Raw genomic sequence first — 16333 nt, 5'->3', positions numbered from 1 at the left:
TCACGCAGATGGCGTCGTCGGCCGGCTCGCGGCCGCTCAGAGGTGGCGGTAGGCCCGGTCGAGATAGACCAGCGACGCCGCCCTTGGATTGGTGCGAACCGCCACGACCTCGCCGATCAGCACCCGGTGGGTGGCGACGACGCTCGCCTCGATCAGCCGGCAGTCGAAACTTGCCAGCGCCGAGGTGAGGACGGGCGCGCCGGTCTGCAGCGTGTCCCACTCCGCCTTGGCGAACCGATCTTCCGGCGCCAGCTGGCCCTCGCCGGCGAAGGCCCGGGCCACCGGCTCGTCGGCGGCGGCGACCAGATTGACGGCGAAATTGCCATTGGCCTCGAAGCGGTCGTTCTCCGGGCTCGACATGTTGAGGCACACCAAAAGCGTTGCCGGCGAATCGGAGACCGAGCAGGCGGAAGAGACCGTCAGGCCCCGCTGGCCGGCCGGCCCGTCGGTGGTCACCAGATGTACCGCCGCCGCAAAGCGGCTCATCGCGTCGCGGAAGCTGTCGCGGTCGATTGTCGAAGTCGTCAGCAAACCATCGTCCATACATTGCGGGAGCGAATCCCGGAGCTTTGCGGGTAAACATAGGGCGCGCGGATCGGTTTCGCACGGGGGCGCGCCGCAATCCCGCCGGCAACGCACTGTCCTTTGCGGTGGGCGTGCCTGCCGGCCGGCGAAAGCCGATTCCGCTCGGCCGCTCGCTGCTGTAGGCTCGCCCCATGACCATGCTGCAGTTCCGTCCCGGCCCCTTCGGCCCCACCGCCCTCCTCGCCATCCTGACTGTTGCCGGCCTCTGGTCCGCGTCCCCGGCAGTCGCCCAGACGGCCGATGCCACGACCGCGAGCCCACCGGTGCTGCTTGGCGTCGCCGCGCCGCTGAGCGACAGCCAGGCGATTCTCGGCACCCAGCTCGTCGCCGGTGCGCGGGCCGCCGCCGGCACGACTGGCCAGGGCGCCGGCATCGAGATCGTCGAGGCCGACACCAAATGCTCGACCGAGGGCGGGCGGCAGGCCGCCGAGACCTTCGTTGCGATGAACGCGAGTGCCGTGGTTGGCTTTCTCTGCGCCGAGGCGATCGAGGCGGCGCTGCCGGTGCTGACCGAGGCCGGCATTCCGGTGATCGATGTCGGCGTGCGCGCCAACCGCCTGACCGACCGGCGCGAGCGCACCGGCCATCTGGTCTGGCGCATCGCCCCGCGCTCCGACGCCGAGGCCGCGGCGATCGCCCGGACCCTGACCGATCGCTGGGCGGGCGAGCCGCTGGGCCTGATCGACGACGGCTCCATCGCCGCGCGCGGCCTAGCCGACACGGTGCGGCGGCTCCTCGGCGACCGCGGCATCGAACCCCAGAGCGTCGACAATTACCGCCCGGCCGAGGAGAAACAGTTCGGCCTCGTGCGCCGGCTGGAACGCACCGGGATCAGCCGCTTCTTCATTGCCGGCAACCGGCCTGACGTGGCGATCATCATCCGCGACGCAGCCGCCAACGGTCTGGCGCTGCAGGTGATCGGCGGCGAGGAACTGCTCGACGAGACCAGCCTCGACGCGCCGCTGCCCGAGGGCGTCATCGCCGTCGCACCGCGCACCAGCTTCCCCGAACTGGCATCCGCCGAGGACGCAGATGCGGACCTGCCGCCGCAGGGTTATTTCGGTCCGGCCTTCGCCGCGACCGAGATCGCCGTGACGGCCGCCCGCCGCGCCGCCGAGACCGGCCGCCCCCTGCCCGACATCCTGAAGGCCGACAGCTTCCCGACACGTCTCGGCGAGATCCGCTTCGACGCCAAGGGCGATTCCGATCTCGATCTCTACCGGGTGTTCGAATGGCGCGGCGGCCGCTTCGCCGAAGCCGGCGGGAGCTGAGACCCTGACCGGCGTCTGGCGCCCGGGACCGCGCAACAGCCTGACGGATATCGCGGGCGTCCGTGTCGGCCATGGCGGTGATGCGGCGCTGAAGAGCGGCACGACGGCGGTGCTGTTCGACCGGCCGGCAGTCGCCTCCGTCGCCGTTCTCGGCGGCGCGCCGGGCACCCGCGAGACCGATCTGCTGGCGCCCGAAAACACCGTTGCCGGCATCGACGCGCTGGTGCTGTCGGGCGGCTCCGCCTTCGGCCTCGATGCCGCCTCTGGGGTGCAGGCCTTCCTGCGGGAGGCCGGCCGCGGCTTTGCCGTCGGCGATGTGCGCGTCCCCATCGTGCCGGCGGCGATCCTGTTCGACCTCGCCAATGGCGGCGACAAGCGGGCCGGCTGGGACCGCTATCCCCCCTATCGCGAGTTCGGCTATGCCGCAGCCAGCAGCGCGTCCGCCGACTTCGCCATCGGCACGGCCGGCGCCGGCATCGGCTGCACCACCGCGACCTTCAAGGGCGGCCTCGGCACCGCCTCGACGCTGCTGCCAAGCGGCATCGTCGTGGCCGCCCTCGTCGCCGTCAACGCGGTCGGGTCCCCCACCATCGGCACCGGCCGGCATTTCTGGGCAGCCCCATTCGAGATGGCGGACGAGTTCGGCGGCCTCGGCCTGCCCATGCCCCTGCCGGCGGATGCGGCCACGGTTCGCACCAAGCTCGCCCCGCGCCCCGGCACCAACACCACGATCGGGATCGTCGTCACCGACGCCGTGCTCGACAAGGCGGCGGCCAAACGCCTGGCGATCGCCGGGCAGGACGGCTTCGCCAGAGCAATCTGGCCCGCCCACACCGATTTCGACGGCGATCTGGTCTTCGCGGCGGCCACCGGCACCAGCGGCATCGGGCCGGCCCCCATCGATCGAATGGAGCTCGCCGCCGCGGCCGCAGCGACCATGGCGCGCGCCATCGCCCGGGGCGTATCGGCGGCGAACGCGACGGCGTATGATCGGCTGCCGGTCTGGTCGACGGCCTAGGGCGGACCGGACACAACGACATCGGGAGAGACCACATGCCGACGCGGTTCACGACGGGTCTTTTTCGCTGGCTGGTCCTGGCGGCCCTCGCCCTCGCCCCGACCATGGCGAAGGCCGGCGATTTCGCGAGCCTCGAATCCTACGGCTTCTCGTCCAACGGCCAAGTCTACGCCTTCGGCCAATCGGGCATCCATGACGGTTCGGGCTTTCCCTATGCCCATATCTTCTTCCTGGATCTGACCGAGGACCGGTTCATCGCCCCCTCGCCGATCCGCGTGCGGCTCGACGACGAGAACGCGACCCTCGACATGGCGCGCGAGGAGGCCCGCAGCCGGGCCGCGCCGCTGTTCGCCGAGCACGATCCCCGGCCCGAGGCAGGCCTGCTCGTCTTCGCGAAGCCTGCGACCGAACTGTCGGACGATCCGCACCGGGCGCGCTTCCTGCCCCGTGCCATCGCCCCCTCGCCGGATCGCCCGGTCGAGCTGCGGATCGAGACGGTGTCCCTCGCCGGCCCGAGCTATTGCGGCGATTTCGGCGAGACGGTCGGCTACCGGCTGGTGCGGATCGCCGCCGAGCCCGGCGCCACGGCGCGCCTCGTCCATGAGGATACGAGCATTCCCGAGAGCCGCGGCTGCCCGCTCGACTACAGCATTGCCGAAGTGCGGGTGCTCGAGCGCCCCGAGGGCGGCTTCGCCGCGGTCGCCATCATCGCCGTCGAACAGGTCGGCTTCGAAGGCCCGGACCTGCGCTACATCGCCAATCCCGTACCGATGGACTGAACACCGAGTCCGTTGAGGCGATTCGAAACGTCTGGTAGACGGCGCGCATCCCTTCTCCTGCTCGTCTTCGAAAGATATCAGCCGATGATCCCTCGCTATTCCCGCCCCGACATGGTCGCCGTCTGGTCGCAGGAGACGAAATTCCGGATCTGGTTCGAGATCGAGGCCCATGCCTGCGATGCGCTGGCGAAGCTTGGCGTGATCCCCGAGAGCGCCGCGAAGACCATCTGGGAAAAGGGCGGCGCCGCGACCTTCGACATCGACCGGATCGACGCGATCGAGGCCGAGACCAAGCACGATGTCATCGCCTTCCTGACCCATCTGTCCGAGATCGTCGGCCCCGACGCACGCTTCGTGCACCAGGGCATGACCTCGTCCGACGTGCTCGACACCTGCTTCAACGTGCAGCTGACCAAGGCGGCGGACATCCTGCTCGCCGACATGGACGCGCTGCTGGCCGCGCTGGAGCGCCGCGCCTTCGAGCATCGCGACACCATCACCATCGGCCGCTCGCATGGCATCCACGCCGAGCCGACCACCTTCGGCGTCAAGCTGGCGCTTGCCTATGCCGAGTTCGAGCGCTGCCGCGAGCGGCTGGTCGCGGCCCGCGCCGAGATCGCCACCTGCGCCATTTCCGGCGCCGTCGGCACCTTCGCCAACATCGATCCGCGGGTCGAGGCGCATGTCGCCAAGGCCATGGGCCTGACCGTCGAGCCGGTCTCCACCCAGATCATTCCCCGCGATCGCCATGCGATGTTCTTTGCCACCCTCGGCGTCGTCGCCTCGTCGATCGAGCGCCTCGCAACGGAAGTCCGCCATCTGCAGCGCACCGAGGTGCTGGAAGCCGAGGAGTATTTCTCGCCCGGCCAGAAGGGCTCGTCGGCCATGCCGCACAAGCGCAACCCGGTGCTGACCGAGAACCTCACGGGCCTTGCCCGCATGGTGCGTTCCTACGCCATGCCGGCGATGGAGAACGTCGCGCTCTGGCACGAGCGGGACATCTCCCACTCCTCGGTCGAGCGCTATATCGGCCCGGACGCGACGATCACGCTGGACTTCGCCCTTGCCCGCCTCACCGGCGTCGTCGACAAGCTGCTGGTCTATCCCGACCGGATGCTGGCCAATCTCAACAAGTTCAAGGGCCTCGTCCATTCCCAGCGGGTGCTGCTGGCGCTCACCCAGGCCGGCGTGTCGCGCGAGGATTCCTATCGCCTGGTCCAGCGCAACGCCATGCGGGTCTGGGAAGAGGACAAGGACTTCCTGACCGAGCTCCTGGCCGATCCGGAGGTTACCAAGGCGCTGCCCGAGGCGACCATCCGCGAAAAGTTCGACCTCGGCTACCACACCAAGCATGTCGGCACGATCTTCGAACGGGTCTTCGGCCGCGCCGGCTGACGCGCCGCATCCGGAACAATCGACGCCACCGGCGGTTGGCAGGATGAGGGCTGTGCCCGGCATCCGGCAACCGCCGGTCGCGGCCGATCAACCGGGAGGAAGAGCCATGTCCACGCCCCGCGGCCCCTCGCGCCCGAACCGGCGCCATCACACGCTCTGGATCGCACTGACCGTCATCGTCGTCGCCGCGATCGCCTATTTCCTGTTCTTCACCGCCACCCCCGACGAGGGCACGCGCGACGCGGTCGGCGTCTCGACCGAGACCAGCGAGCCCCCCGCGAACGAGGCGCCCGTCACCCTTCCGACCGACTGACGGCCCGAATGGCGCGGCGCTTTGCCCTTTCGGGCCGGACGATCCTCCTGACCGGCGGGTCGAGCGGTGTCGGCGCCGCGCTCGCCGAGCGGCTGGTGGCACTGGACTGCAAGATCGTCGTCTGGTCGCGGCGCCCGCCCGACCCCGCTCACCCGTCGCTCATTCACGAGCCGGTCGATCTGGCCGACATGACGGCGCTGGACGGCGCCCTCGACGGTCTCCTGGCGCGCCATCCGGACCTCTCCGTCGTCATCAACAATGCCGGCATATCCGAGCGCGGCGACCTCACCCGCAGCGACCCCGCGACGCTGGACGCGCGCGCCGAGGCCCAGATCGCCGTCAATCTGCGGGCGCCGATCCGCATCTGCCAGCGTCTCTTCGCGCCGCTGAGCCGGCTGGACAGCGCGATGATCGTCAACAACACCAGCGGGCTGGCCGTCGCCCCGACCGTTCCCCACCCGGTCTATTGCGCCACGAAGGCGGGCCTGCGCAGCTTCACCCAGTCGATGCGCTACCAGGCCGAGAAGGCGGGCGGCCGGCTCGCCATCACCGAGATCCTGCTGCCCGTGGTGGAGACGCCGATGACCGCGAGCGTCCCGCGCGGCCGCATGCCCGTCGACAAGGCGGCGGACCGGATCATGCGCGGCCTGGCCCGGGCCGAGCCGGAGATCTGGGTCGGGCAGACGGCACTGCTGCGCCGCCTCGTCGGCCTGTCCCCTGCCCTCGCACGACAACTTCTCAAGGTAGCAACTGGTTAGCTACCGGGACGGGTTTCGCAAGCCGCGCCTTGACACACCTGACGACCGACCGCATCTGGGTCCGATGCGAGTTGCAGATGCCGATATTCTCATCGTGCCCGGATACAAGGGCTCACCCGAAGACCACTGGCAAAGCCGGTGGGAGCGCAAGCTGTCGACCGCGCGCCGCGTCCAGCAGGCCGAATGGACCAAGCCGGTGCGCGACGACTGGACCCGGACCATCGCCGACGCCGTCAACGAATCGACGCGGCCGATCGTGCTGGTCGCCCATTCGCTCGGCGTCGCCGCCACGGTGCAGGCGATCCCGCAGTTCCGCAACCGGATCTCGGGCGCGTTCCTGGTCGCGCCTCCGGATGTCGAGAACGATGCGATCCGGCCACGCCATCTGATGACCTTCGGCCCCTATCCCCGCGACCCGCTGCCCTTTCCGAGCGTCGTGGTCGCCAGTCGCGACGATGCGTTCTCGTCGCTGGAAAGCGCCGAGGACATTGCCGGCGCGTGGGGATCGCTGTTCATCGATGCCGGCGAGGCAGGCCATATCAATGCCGACAGCGGCCATGGGCCATGGCCGGAAGGTCTCCTGACCTTCGGCAAGTTCATGTCGCGACTGACCGTGCCCGCCTGACGCCGCGAACGACGCCAGGCATTTCAGGTCAGGCTCAGGCGGACGCCGCCTTCGCCAGGGCAGCCGCCCCGGCCGACAGCACGCCGAAATCCGATCCGACGCAGGCCATCCGGTAGCCGTAGCCGCGATAGCGCTTGGCGTCCTCGGCCGTCATCGCATAGATCGCCGCGATCTTGCCGGCCGCGGCAGCCGAGGCCGCGAGATTGCGGATCGTCGCTTCCGTCTTCTCGCTGCCCGGATCGAGCGTGCCGTCCCCGGACAGGGCGATCGACAGATCCGACGGGCCGACGAAGATGCCGTCGAGCCCCTCGATCGCGAGGATCTCCGGCAGATTGTCGAGGGCAGCGGCCGTCTCGATCATGGCGAAGGCCAGCGTCTCGGTGCGAGCCTCGGGCACGTAGCCGCCGCGGTTCCCGTAAGCGTGCAGCTGCGCCGCACGGGTCGGGCCATAGGAGCGCAGGCCGACCGGCGGATATTTCACCGCCGCAACGAAGGCGCGCGCATCCTCGGCCGTCTCGATCATCGGCATGATCAGGCCCGTGGCGCCGAAATCCAGGCACCGCGCGCCCAGCGACCGGTCCTCGATCGGCAGGCGCACCAGCGCCGGCTTGTCGAGAAGGACGGCGCGCTCGATCGCCACCCGCAGGGAGCCGACATCGAAGAGGCCATGCTGGACGTCGAAGGTCGCCACGTCGAAATCGGCGCGCAGGAACGCCTCGTGCACGAGCGGCTCGGGCATGCCGAGCCAGCACGACAGCACGAAGCCGCCTTCGCCGAGGCGGCTGCGAAGTTTGGGAAGGGCCATTCTATTCGGTGTGGACTTGCGTCTCGGCCTCGCCGAGGAACTGGGCCATGTGCCGCCGGATCTGGTGGTCCGACTGGTCCACGCCAGCGTCGTCGAAATCCTTGCGGATCTTCTGGAAGACGTCGTTGTCGCCGGCCTCGATGAAGTCCGCCTTGATGACCTCCTGTGCGTAGGCCTTCGCGTCGTCGCCGGTCTTGCCCAGAAGCTCTGCCGCCCAGAGGCCGAGCAGCTTGTTGCGCCGGGCCTCGATACGGAAGCGAAGTTCCTGGTCATGGGCGTAGCGCGACTCGAAGTCCCGCTCGCGGTCGTTCAGCGACATCGTATCCTCCTTGTACAATCGGCCGGACGAAACCCTTCGGCCTAGCTGATCCTTACCGGCTGCGGCCGATGTTTTGAAGCCGCATTCGGCTGTGAACAGGCGCTTGCGCCCTTGATTTGTGCGCACAACCGCACGACTTCCCGAGCAAGCCATCCCTCGACGATTGTTAAGGTCCGCCGTTTGGGCTAATGAGCGGCATAGTCGTCAGACGTCTTCGCGCCGGGCCAGGGCCGGCGCCTCCACCACGATAGAGCTGCATAATGACACGTCGCCGCCGTATCTACGAAGGCAAGGGCAAGATCCTCTACGAGGGCCCCGAACCCGGCACCCTGGTCCAGTTCTTCAAGGACGATGCCACCGCCTTCAACAAGAAGAAGCACGAGGTTGTCGACGGCAAGGGCGTCCTCAACAACCGCATCTCCGAATACATCTTCTCCCACCTGAACAAGATGGGCATCCCGACTCACTTCATTAAGCGGCTCAACATGCGTGAGCAGCTAATCAAGGAAGTCGAGATCATCCCGCTGGAAGTGGTGGTGCGCAACGTCGCGGCCGGCTCGCTGGCCAAGCGCCTCGGCATCGAGGAAGGCACGGTGCTGCCGCGCTCGATCATCGAGTTCTACTACAAGGCCGACGCGCTCGACGATCCGCTGGTCTCCGAAGAGCACATCACGGCCTTCGGCTGGGCGAGCCCGCAGGAGATCGACGACATCATGGCGCTGGCCATCAGGGTCAACGACTTCCTCTCCGGTCTCTTCCTCGGCGTCGGCATCCAGCTCGTCGATTTCAAGATCGAGATGGGACGCCTGTTCGAGGGCGACATGATGCGGATCATCGTCGCCGACGAGATCTCTCCCGATTCCTGCCGCCTGTGGGACGTGCAGACCCAGGAGAAGCTCGACAAGGATCGGTTCCGCCGCGACATGGGCGGCCTAGTCGAAGCCTATCAGGAAGTCGCGCGGCGTCTCGGCATCATGAATGAAAACGAGCCACCCCGCCCCTCGGGGCCGGTACTGGTCAAGTGAGGCGGCGCCGTGCCGTCAAGCAGCCGGTACCGGCGCTGAAACTGGTCTATTCGAGAGACAGGCGGATATCGTGATGAAGGCACGCATTGTCGTCACGCTGAAGAACGGCGTTCTGGACCCCCAGGGCAAGGCCATCGAGGGCGCGTTGGGCCATCTCGGCTTCGACGGGGTCGGATCGGTCCGCCAGGGCAAGGTCTTCGACGTGGAACTCCACGGCACCGATGGCGAGACCGCACAGGCCCAGCTTGACGCCATGTGCGACAAGCTGCTCGCCAATCCGGTGATCGAGAACTACACCGTCGAGATCGCCTGAGAGCGTCGACGGCCTCGTTTCGACCGTTCCGAGCGGTGGCTGTCGCCTGAGGCAGCCGCCGGATCGTCCTCACCTTTCGAGCCGCACCCATGAAAACAGCCGTCGTCCTCCTTCCCGGCCTCAATCGCGATCGCGACATGATCGCCGCCCTGACCGCCATCACCGGTCGGGCGCCGCAGACGGTCTGGCAGACGGAGACGACGATCCCCGATGTCGATCTCATCGTCATCCCGGGCGGCTTCTCCTTCGGCGATTATCTGCGCTGCGGCGCCATCGCGGCGCGGGCACCGGCGATGCGGGCGGTCGCCGAGGCGGCAGCGCGCGGCGTGCCGGTGCTGGGCGTCTGCAACGGCTTCCAGATCCTGTGCGAGGCAGGCCTCCTGCCGGGCGCGCTGATGCGCAACAACACGCTGCGCTTCGTCTGCCGCGACGTGAAGCTCGAAGTGGTGACCGCCGCCACCCGCTTCACCGGCAACTACACCGACGGCCAGATCATCCGCTGCCCGGTCGCCCATCACGACGGCAACTACTTTGCCGACGACGAGACGCTGGCCCGCCTCGACGGCGAGAACCGCGTCGTCTTCCGCTACGCCGAGGGCACCAATCCAAACGGTGCGATCCGCGACATCGCCGGCATCGTCAACGCCGACGGCAACATCCTCGGCATGATGCCGCATCCCGAGAACCTCATCGAACCCGAGCATGGCGGCACCGACGGCCGCGCGATCTTCGAGAGCGCGCTCGGCATCACCTCGCGTCTCGCCGCGTGAGCCATCCCGTCCTGCGGCCCGCCGCGCTTCTGGCCGCCCTCGCCCTGTCCGCACTGCTGGGCGCCTGCGCGGCCAAGCCCGGCGCTGCGACCGGCGATGCCGCCGCGGGCGACGACACCGGCCTCGACCGGATGGAACGCCTGACGCTGACGGCCAATCGCTGCTGGTTCAAATCCGGCGACGCCGCCTTCGCGCCCTACAGCCTCGCGCCGGAACTCTCGTCCTTCTCGGGCCGGCCGCGCTTCCTGCTGGTGCCGCGCGGCAAGCCGGAATCGAAACCCCTTCTGGTCGTCGAAGGCCGCAAGGGCTCGACCGCCATCGACACCTACGGTCCGCTGATGGGCGAGCCCGTCGCGGCCCGCATCTCGGCCGACCTGTCCCGCTGGCGCGCCGGCGCGGATGGCTGCTCGGCCTGACATGCGACGCCTGCGGACCCTAGCGGCGATGCTGGCGGGCTTCGGCCTCAGCGCCTGCCTGTCGGGCGAATCCGCTTCGCTGGCCGAGCTCGCCGCCCCGGTCGCGGCGCCGGCCTTTGCCGGCCCCGCGCGTCCCGGCCCGGCCGAGATCGACTATGCGAACGCCACTGCCGCCGGCATCTATCGCCGCCGCAGAGCCGAGCGGTCCGCGACCTTCCTGACCGACCGCGATCTCGGTGGCTATGGCCTCTGCCTGCGCTCGCCGGCCGCCGGCGGCGGCATGGACCATGCGCTGATCCTCTTCACCCGCCGCCTCGACGGCGATGCGATCTCGCAGGTGGACGACGACACGCTGGTGCTGCGCCGCCCGGCCGATACGGCGCCCTGCCGGTCCGGCGACATCGCCTATGTCCCGGCGGGCCAGCGCTAGGCGGCGCTCGCCGTAGCTGCTCCAACCGCCGGCCGATCTTACCAGCGCTGCTTGACCGGCTCGACCCGCGCCGCGGGATCGTCCTTGTAGGACCGGATCGAGGCCTCCAGCGCCGTATATTCGCGGCAGCCATTCTCGAAGGCACCGTCGGAAAAGGTCAGCGCCACGCGCCGACACTCGCCGCGCAGCCGGATCAACAGGATGCCGGCGTCGCGCACCCGTCCGAGATCGAGATAGGCCTCGCCGAGATAGGCCATGGCACCCCGGTGATGCGGATTGATCGACAACGCCCGTCCATAGGCGTCGAGGGCGCGCTCGTGATTGCCGGACTTGCGCAGCGAATAGGCCAGCAGCGTCCAGGCATTGTCGTGATGCGGCCGCCGCGCCACGACCTTTGCGAAGGCGGTGATGGCGGCGGGCCAGTTTTCCGCGTCGAAGGCTTCGACGCCATCGGCATAATCGGCATCGCCCGAGCGCACGGTCGGGCTCATCTCGCCGGAGAACACCGCGCCAGCGTCCTGCGATGTGCCGGCCGTGACCATCAGGCCGAGGAACAGGGATGCGGCAAGCTGCAAAGCCGCTCGTCTCGCCATGGTCGCCATCGGGTTCTCCCTGCCTGTGCCGGTCCCCGGCAGGATGAGACCATCGATCGGCGCGGCGCGAAACCGGCATCGGGTGCGGCAGAGCGTCTCGCCGCCAGGCCGATCGCCGGGCCCGATCTCCGGCAGCAACGGGGGAACACCGGCCAAGCCCCTTTGTGTGCGCCGCGCCAGATGGTAACAGGCGCGCAGGACCTTGCCGGAACGTCGCCCCAGGACACGCCATGAACGCCGAGACCCCCATCACCCCGGAACTGATCGCCGCGCACGGGCTGAAGCCGGACGAGTACGACCGCGTCCTGGCGCTGATCGGCCGCGAGCCGACCCTGACCGAACTCGGCATCTTCTCGGCCATGTGGAACGAGCATTGCTCGTACAAATCCTCCAAGCGCTGGCTGCGCACCCTGCCGACCAAGGGCGAGCGCGTCATCCAGGGCCCCGGCGAGAATGCCGGCGTCGTCGATATCGGTGACGGCCTCTGCGTGGTCTTCAAGATGGAGAGCCACAACCACCCCTCCTATATCGAGCCCTATCAGGGCGCGGCGACCGGCGTCGGCGGCATCCTGCGCGACGTCTTCACCATGGGCGCCCGGCCGATCGCGGCGATGAACGCCCTGCGCTTCGGCGCGCCCGACCATCCGCGCACCCGCCACGTCGTGGCCGGCGTCGTCGCGGGCGTCGGCGGCTACGGCAATTCCTTCGGCGTGCCGACCGTCGGCGGCGAGGTCAATTTCCACCCGCGCTACAACGGCAACTGCCTTGTCAACGCCTTCGCCGCGGGCCTCGCGAAGACCGACGCGATCTTCTACTCCAAGGCCGAGGGCGTCGGCCTGCCGGTGGTCTATCTCGGCGCCAAGACCGGCCGCGACGGCGTCGGCGGCGCGACCATGGCCTCGGCCGAGTTCGACGACACCATCGAGGAGAAGCGCCCGACCGTGCAGGTCGGCGACCCCTTCACCGAGAAGTGCCTTTTGGAAGCCTGCCTCGAGCTCATGCAGACCGGCGCCGTCATCGCCATCCAGGACATGGGTGCGGCGGGCCTGACCTGCTCAGCCGTCGAGATGGGCGCCAAGGGCGACCTCGGCATCGAGCTGGACCTCGACCAGGTGCCGGTCCGCGAGGCGAAGATGAGCGCCTACGAGATGATGCTGTCGGAGAGCCAGGAGCGCATGCTCATGGTGCTGCGTCCTGACAAGCGCGACGAGGCCGAGGCGATCTTCGTCAAATGGGGCCTCGACTTCGCGGTGGTCGGCCGCACCACCGACGATCTGCGCTTCCGCATCATGTGGGAGGGCCGCGAGGTCGGCAATCTGCCGATCAAGGAACTCGGCGACGAGGCGCCGGAATACGACCGTCCGTGGATCGAGCCGGTACCGGCCGCGCCGATCGCCGCCGCCGACATTGCCGAGCCGGCCGATTACGGCGCCGCGCTCATCAAGCTGCTCGGCTCGCCGGATTTGTGCTCGCGCCGCTGGGTGTTCGAGCAGTACGACACGCTGATCCAGGGCAATTCGCTGCAGCGGCCGGGCGGCGACGCCGGCGTCGTCCGCGTCGACGGCCATCCGACCAAGGCGCTGGCCTTCTCCTCCGACGTGACGCCGCGCTATTGCGAGGCCGACCCGCTGCAGGGCGGCATGCAGGCGGTCGCCGAATGCTGGCGCAACCTGACCGCCGTCGGCGCCGAGCCGCTCGCCTCCACCGACAATCTGAACTTCGGCAATCCCGAAAAGCCGGAACTGATGGGCCAGTTCGTCAAGGCGGTCGAGGGCATCGGCGCGGCCTGCGAGGCCCTCGCCTTCCCGATCGTCTCGGGCAATGTCTCGCTCTACAACGAGACCCACGGCCAGGCGATCCTGCCGACCCCGACCATCGGCGGCGTCGGCCTGATCGAGGACCGCAGCCGCACCGCCACGATCGGCGGCATGCAGGATGGCGAGACGCTGGTGCTGATCGGCGCCGACGGCACGCATCTGGGCGCCACGGTCTATCTGCGCGAGATCGACGGCCGCGAGGCCGGCTCCCCGCCGCCGGTTGATCTGGCCGCCGAGAAGCGCCACGGCGACTTCGTGCGCGGTCTGATCCGCGACGGCCGGGTCGCCGCCTGCCACGACCTCTCCGACGGCGGCCTCGCCATCGCGCTGGCCGAGATGTGCATGGCCTCCGGTCGCGGCGCCAGCATCGATGCCGGCGACGGTTCCGACCATGCCCGCCTGTTCGGCGAGGACCAGGCCCGCTACGTCGTTGCGCTGAAGGCCGGGGACGTCGCCGCGGTGGAAGCGGAAGCGGCTGCGGCAGGCGTGCCGGTCCGCCGCCTCGGCACGGTCGAGGGCGACCGGCTGGTCGTCGCCGGGCGTCTCGACCTGACGGTGGAAGAGCTGACGATCGCCCACGAGACCTGGTTCCCGGCCTACATGTCCGGCGAGATCGTCGAGCCGGCCGCCGCCGCCTGAGCGAAGGCCCCTCCCCGGTCCGCCCGATTGATCGCGGACCGGGCGATACCTATCATCAGGCCCGGCCGCGATTCCGGACCCGGCCGAAGGAGATCCAGCACATGCCCATGAACGCCCGCGACATCGAGACAATGATCAAGGACGCCATCCCCGATGCCGACGTGACGATCCGCGATCTGGCGGGCGACGGCGACCATTATGCCGCCGAGATCGTCTCGGAGAGCTTCCGCGGCAAGTCGCGCGTCCAGCAGCATCAGATGGTCTACCAGGCGCTGCGAGGCAACATGGGCGGCGAACTGCACGCCCTGGCCCTACAAACCAGTGCGCCGAAGTAATATGTCGGGGTGACGAGGACGAGGTTTCCCGTCGCCGACGATTTCGCATCGTGCCGCGGACGCCATCTGACAACGGATGACATGGCGCACGATGCAGGACGAGACCCGCGCGGGTTGCCCGCGCGCTTGCGTGCCGGTCCGACCGGCCGCCTGACAGACACCTTGCTTTCGACGAGCGAGGCGATTGAAATGGACGCACGGCAGAAGCGCTGAAGGCCGCTGCACCAGTGTCCGCGAACCCTGAGCAAAGGACCGCATCCATGACCGCCATCAACGAATGGATCGACAACGAAGTGAAGACCAACGACGTCGTCGTCTTCATGAAGGGCACGCCCGCCTTCCCGCAGTGCGGCTTTTCCGGCCAGGTCGTGCAGATCCTCGACTATCTCGGCCTTGAGTACAAAGGCGTGAACGTCCTCTCCACCGACGAACTGCGCCAGGGCATCAAGACCTACAGCGAGTGGCCGACGATCCCGCAGCTCTACGTGAAGGGCGAGTTCGTCGGCGGCTGCGACATCATCCGCGAGATGTTCCAGGCCGGCGAGTTGCAGACCTTCCTGGTCGACAAGGGCATCGCCACCACCGCACCGGCGCCCGCCGCCGGCTGACCCTCTTGGCGCGCCGCGGGACATCCCGCGCGCCTGCCCCATATCCCGATCCGCGGCCCGTGCGTTCTTGAGCGTGCGGGCCGCTTTCGGTTGACACAGCGTCGCCCGCTTCAGGCCGCCGAATTGCTAAGCCATGCTTGCGGTTTTGTGCAGTGCGAAATACATCTGCGCGGATCGATCCCACGAGGCTGATGATGTCCAACGCGTCCCCCAACGCCGAAACGCGCGGGCTTCCCTATTGGGAACTCGTCACCATGGTCGCCTGCCTGATGGCGCTCAATGCGGCGGCGATCGACATCTTCATTCCCTCGCTGCAGGAAATGGGCGCGGCCCTCGGCGTCGACGACGCCAACCAGCGCCAGTTCGTGATCACCGCCTACATTCTCGGCTTCGGCGGCGCGCAGATCCTCTACGGCACGCTGTCCGACCGGTTCGGTCGCCGGCCGATCCTGTTCTTCGGCCTGGCCGTCTACATCCTCGCCTCGATCGCCGCGATCTTCTCCCCCACCTTCGGCATCCTCCTGGCGCTGCGCGCCCTGCAGGGCATCGGCGCGGCCGCGACCCGGGTCATCGCCATCTCGGTGGTGCGCGACTGCTTCGGCGGCCGCCGCATGGCCAGCGTGATGTCGCTGGTGATGATGGTCTTCATGGCGATCCCGGTGATCGCGCCGAATATCGGCCAGGCGATCATGCTGTTCGGCTCGTGGCGCGAGATCTTCGTGGCGATCGCCATCTTCGGCGCCTTTGTCACGGTCTGGGCCGCCTTGCGCCTGCCGGAGACCCTGAGCCCCGACGACCGGCGCGAGCTCACCGGCAAGCGCATCGTCGAGGCGTTCCGCATGGTCCTGACCAACCGGGTCGCCTTCGGCTACACGGTCTCCACGGCCCTGATCTTCGGCGTCCTGTTCGGCTTCATCAACCAGGCCGAGCAGATCTATACCGGCCTCTACGGCCTTGGGCCTATCTTCACCGTCGTCTTCTCGGCGACCGCCGTGTTCATGTCGGCCGCCTCGTTCCTGAACTCGAAGCTGGTCGAGAAGCTGGGGATGCGGCGGCTGTCGCATGGCGCGTTGATCGGCTTCCTGTCGCTGGCCGCCCTGCACCTGGTCGTCGCCTACGCCATGGGCGGCGCGGCGCCGCTGTGGTTCTTCGTGCCCATCATGACGCTGAATTTCTGCCTGTTCGGCTTCATCGGCACGAACTTCAACGCGCTGGCCATGGACCCGCTCGGCCATGTCGCGGGCACCGCATCCTCGGTGCTGGGCTTCATGCAGACCTTCGGCGGCGGCCTGTTCGGCGCGGCGATCGGCTATTTCTACGACGGCACGGTGCTGCCGATGCTGGTCGGCTTCATCATCCTGTCGGTCTCGTCGCTGATCTGTGTGGTGCTGGCCGAAGGGCGGTTGTTCGACGCCAAATACGACACGCCGACCGCGGGCACCGCGCCGACGGGCACCGGCGCCGAATAGCAGCTGCCGCGCGCTTCAGGGCGATCGCGGGCTCTGGCCGGCGTCGCCGC

20 protein-coding genes are annotated in these 16333 nt (G+C 68.6%); 16 read left to right on the top strand and 4 right to left on the bottom strand.

What is annotated here, in order from left to right; genetic code table 11:
• Nucleotides 1–36: 36 nt before the first annotated feature.
• A complete protein-coding gene (locus J3367_RS04055) occupies nucleotides 37–531 on the bottom strand; it encodes a flavin reductase (RefSeq protein ID WP_024348583.1) in 495 nt (164 codons plus the stop codon).
• 185 nt (nucleotides 532–716) lie between these two features.
• Here J3367_RS04055 and J3367_RS04050 point away from each other — a divergent pair, with 185 nt between their 5' ends.
• The 7 genes from J3367_RS04050 to J3367_RS04020 all read left to right on the top strand — a co-directional run bounded on the left by J3367_RS04050 (nucleotide 717) and on the right by J3367_RS04020 (nucleotide 6744).
• Nucleotides 717–1856, top strand: coding sequence for a branched-chain amino acid ABC transporter substrate-binding protein (locus J3367_RS04050; protein WP_029702473.1), 1140 nt, complete (start codon nucleotides 717–719; stop codon nucleotides 1854–1856).
• Nucleotides 1857–1860: 4 nt separating this feature from the next.
• Entirely contained in the window at nucleotides 1861–2874 is a 1014-nt protein-coding gene (locus J3367_RS04045) for a P1 family peptidase (protein WP_024348585.1), read from the top strand.
• Between the two features lie 35 nt (nucleotides 2875–2909).
• Nucleotides 2910–3653, top strand: a complete 744-nt coding sequence (locus tag J3367_RS04040) for a DUF2259 domain-containing protein (RefSeq protein WP_024348586.1) — start codon at nucleotides 2910–2912, stop codon at nucleotides 3651–3653.
• Nucleotides 3654–3737: 84 nt separating this feature from the next.
• A complete protein-coding gene (gene purB, locus J3367_RS04035) occupies nucleotides 3738–5048 on the top strand; it encodes an adenylosuccinate lyase (RefSeq protein WP_024348587.1) in 1311 nt (436 codons plus the stop codon).
• A 106-nt stretch (nucleotides 5049–5154) separates the two neighbouring features.
• On the top strand, nucleotides 5155–5361 hold the full coding sequence (locus tag J3367_RS04030; protein ID WP_024348588.1) for a hypothetical protein: 207 nt from the start codon (nucleotides 5155–5157) through the stop codon (nucleotides 5359–5361).
• Nucleotides 5362–5369: 8 nt separating this feature from the next.
• Nucleotides 5370–6119, top strand: coding sequence for an SDR family NAD(P)-dependent oxidoreductase (locus tag J3367_RS04025; protein WP_024348589.1), 750 nt, complete (start codon nucleotides 5370–5372; stop codon nucleotides 6117–6119).
• Nucleotides 6120–6183: 64 nt separating this feature from the next.
• Nucleotides 6184–6744, top strand: a complete 561-nt coding sequence (locus J3367_RS04020; protein ID WP_009209039.1) for an RBBP9/YdeN family alpha/beta hydrolase — start codon at nucleotides 6184–6186, stop codon at nucleotides 6742–6744.
• Between the two features lie 34 nt (nucleotides 6745–6778).
• Here J3367_RS04020 and J3367_RS04015 read toward each other — a convergent pair whose 3' ends face one another.
• Both J3367_RS04015 and J3367_RS04010 read right to left on the bottom strand, forming a co-directional pair.
• Complete coding sequence (locus J3367_RS04015; RefSeq protein ID WP_421460231.1) at nucleotides 6779–7549, bottom strand: HpcH/HpaI aldolase family protein; 771 nt, start codon at nucleotides 7547–7549, stop codon at nucleotides 6779–6781.
• Between the two features lies 1 nt (nucleotide 7550).
• Nucleotides 7551–7868, bottom strand: a complete 318-nt coding sequence (locus J3367_RS04010; protein ID WP_024348591.1) for a DUF1476 domain-containing protein — start codon at nucleotides 7866–7868, stop codon at nucleotides 7551–7553.
• A gap of 260 nt (nucleotides 7869–8128) precedes the next feature.
• On the opposite strand from J3367_RS04010, the gene purC reads away from it, so the two are divergent.
• The 5 genes from purC (at nucleotide 8129) to J3367_RS03985 (ending at nucleotide 10822) form a co-directional block, all read left to right on the top strand.
• A complete protein-coding gene (gene purC, locus J3367_RS04005) occupies nucleotides 8129–8893 on the top strand; it encodes a phosphoribosylaminoimidazolesuccinocarboxamide synthase (protein ID WP_009209036.1) in 765 nt (254 codons plus the stop codon).
• Nucleotides 8894–8963: 70 nt separating this feature from the next.
• On the top strand, nucleotides 8964–9206 hold the full coding sequence (gene purS, locus J3367_RS04000) for a phosphoribosylformylglycinamidine synthase subunit PurS (protein WP_024348592.1): 243 nt from the start codon (nucleotides 8964–8966) through the stop codon (nucleotides 9204–9206).
• 89 nt (nucleotides 9207–9295) lie between these two features.
• Nucleotides 9296–9976 (top strand): phosphoribosylformylglycinamidine synthase subunit PurQ, encoded by a 681-nt coding sequence (purQ, locus tag J3367_RS03995; protein ID WP_024348593.1) that lies wholly within the window; start codon nucleotides 9296–9298, stop codon nucleotides 9974–9976.
• A complete protein-coding gene (locus tag J3367_RS03990; RefSeq protein ID WP_035694389.1) occupies nucleotides 9973–10392 on the top strand; it encodes a hypothetical protein in 420 nt (139 codons plus the stop codon). Before purQ ends, J3367_RS03990 begins: the two co-directional genes overlap by 4 nt.
• A 1-nt stretch (nucleotide 10393) precedes the next feature.
• Complete coding sequence (locus J3367_RS03985; protein WP_421460226.1) at nucleotides 10394–10822, top strand: hypothetical protein; 429 nt, start codon at nucleotides 10394–10396, stop codon at nucleotides 10820–10822.
• Between the two features lie 38 nt (nucleotides 10823–10860).
• On the opposite strand, the gene J3367_RS03980 is transcribed toward J3367_RS03985, so the two are convergent.
• Nucleotides 10861–11424, bottom strand: a complete 564-nt coding sequence (locus J3367_RS03980; RefSeq protein WP_081651762.1) for a tetratricopeptide repeat protein — start codon at nucleotides 11422–11424, stop codon at nucleotides 10861–10863.
• 221 nt (nucleotides 11425–11645) lie between these two features.
• Here J3367_RS03980 and purL point away from each other — a divergent pair, with 221 nt between their 5' ends.
• The 4 genes from purL (at nucleotide 11646) to J3367_RS03960 (ending at nucleotide 16283) form a co-directional block, all read left to right on the top strand.
• A complete protein-coding gene (gene purL, locus J3367_RS03975) occupies nucleotides 11646–13871 on the top strand; it encodes a phosphoribosylformylglycinamidine synthase subunit PurL (RefSeq protein WP_024348597.1) in 2226 nt (741 codons plus the stop codon).
• A gap of 101 nt (nucleotides 13872–13972) precedes the next feature.
• On the top strand, nucleotides 13973–14206 hold the full coding sequence (locus J3367_RS03970) for a BolA family protein (RefSeq protein WP_024348598.1): 234 nt from the start codon (nucleotides 13973–13975) through the stop codon (nucleotides 14204–14206).
• Between the two features lie 260 nt (nucleotides 14207–14466).
• The gene (gene grxD, locus J3367_RS03965; protein WP_024348599.1) at nucleotides 14467–14814 is read left to right on the top strand and encodes a Grx4 family monothiol glutaredoxin; all 348 of its coding nucleotides are present in this window, start codon (nucleotides 14467–14469) and stop codon (nucleotides 14812–14814) included.
• A gap of 194 nt (nucleotides 14815–15008) precedes the next feature.
• Complete coding sequence (locus tag J3367_RS03960; RefSeq protein WP_024348600.1) at nucleotides 15009–16283, top strand: multidrug effflux MFS transporter; 1275 nt, start codon at nucleotides 15009–15011, stop codon at nucleotides 16281–16283.
• The last annotated feature ends 50 nt before the right edge of the window (nucleotides 16284–16333 follow it).

Origin of the sequence: Aurantimonas sp. NFXS3 (genome assembly GCF_049132005.1) — a bacterium.
Lineage (GTDB): Bacteria > Pseudomonadota > Alphaproteobacteria > Rhizobiales > Rhizobiaceae > Aurantimonas > Aurantimonas coralicida.
The sequence above is the reverse complement of the archived record's forward strand: the minus strand, read 5'-3'. Positions and strand labels throughout refer to the sequence as shown.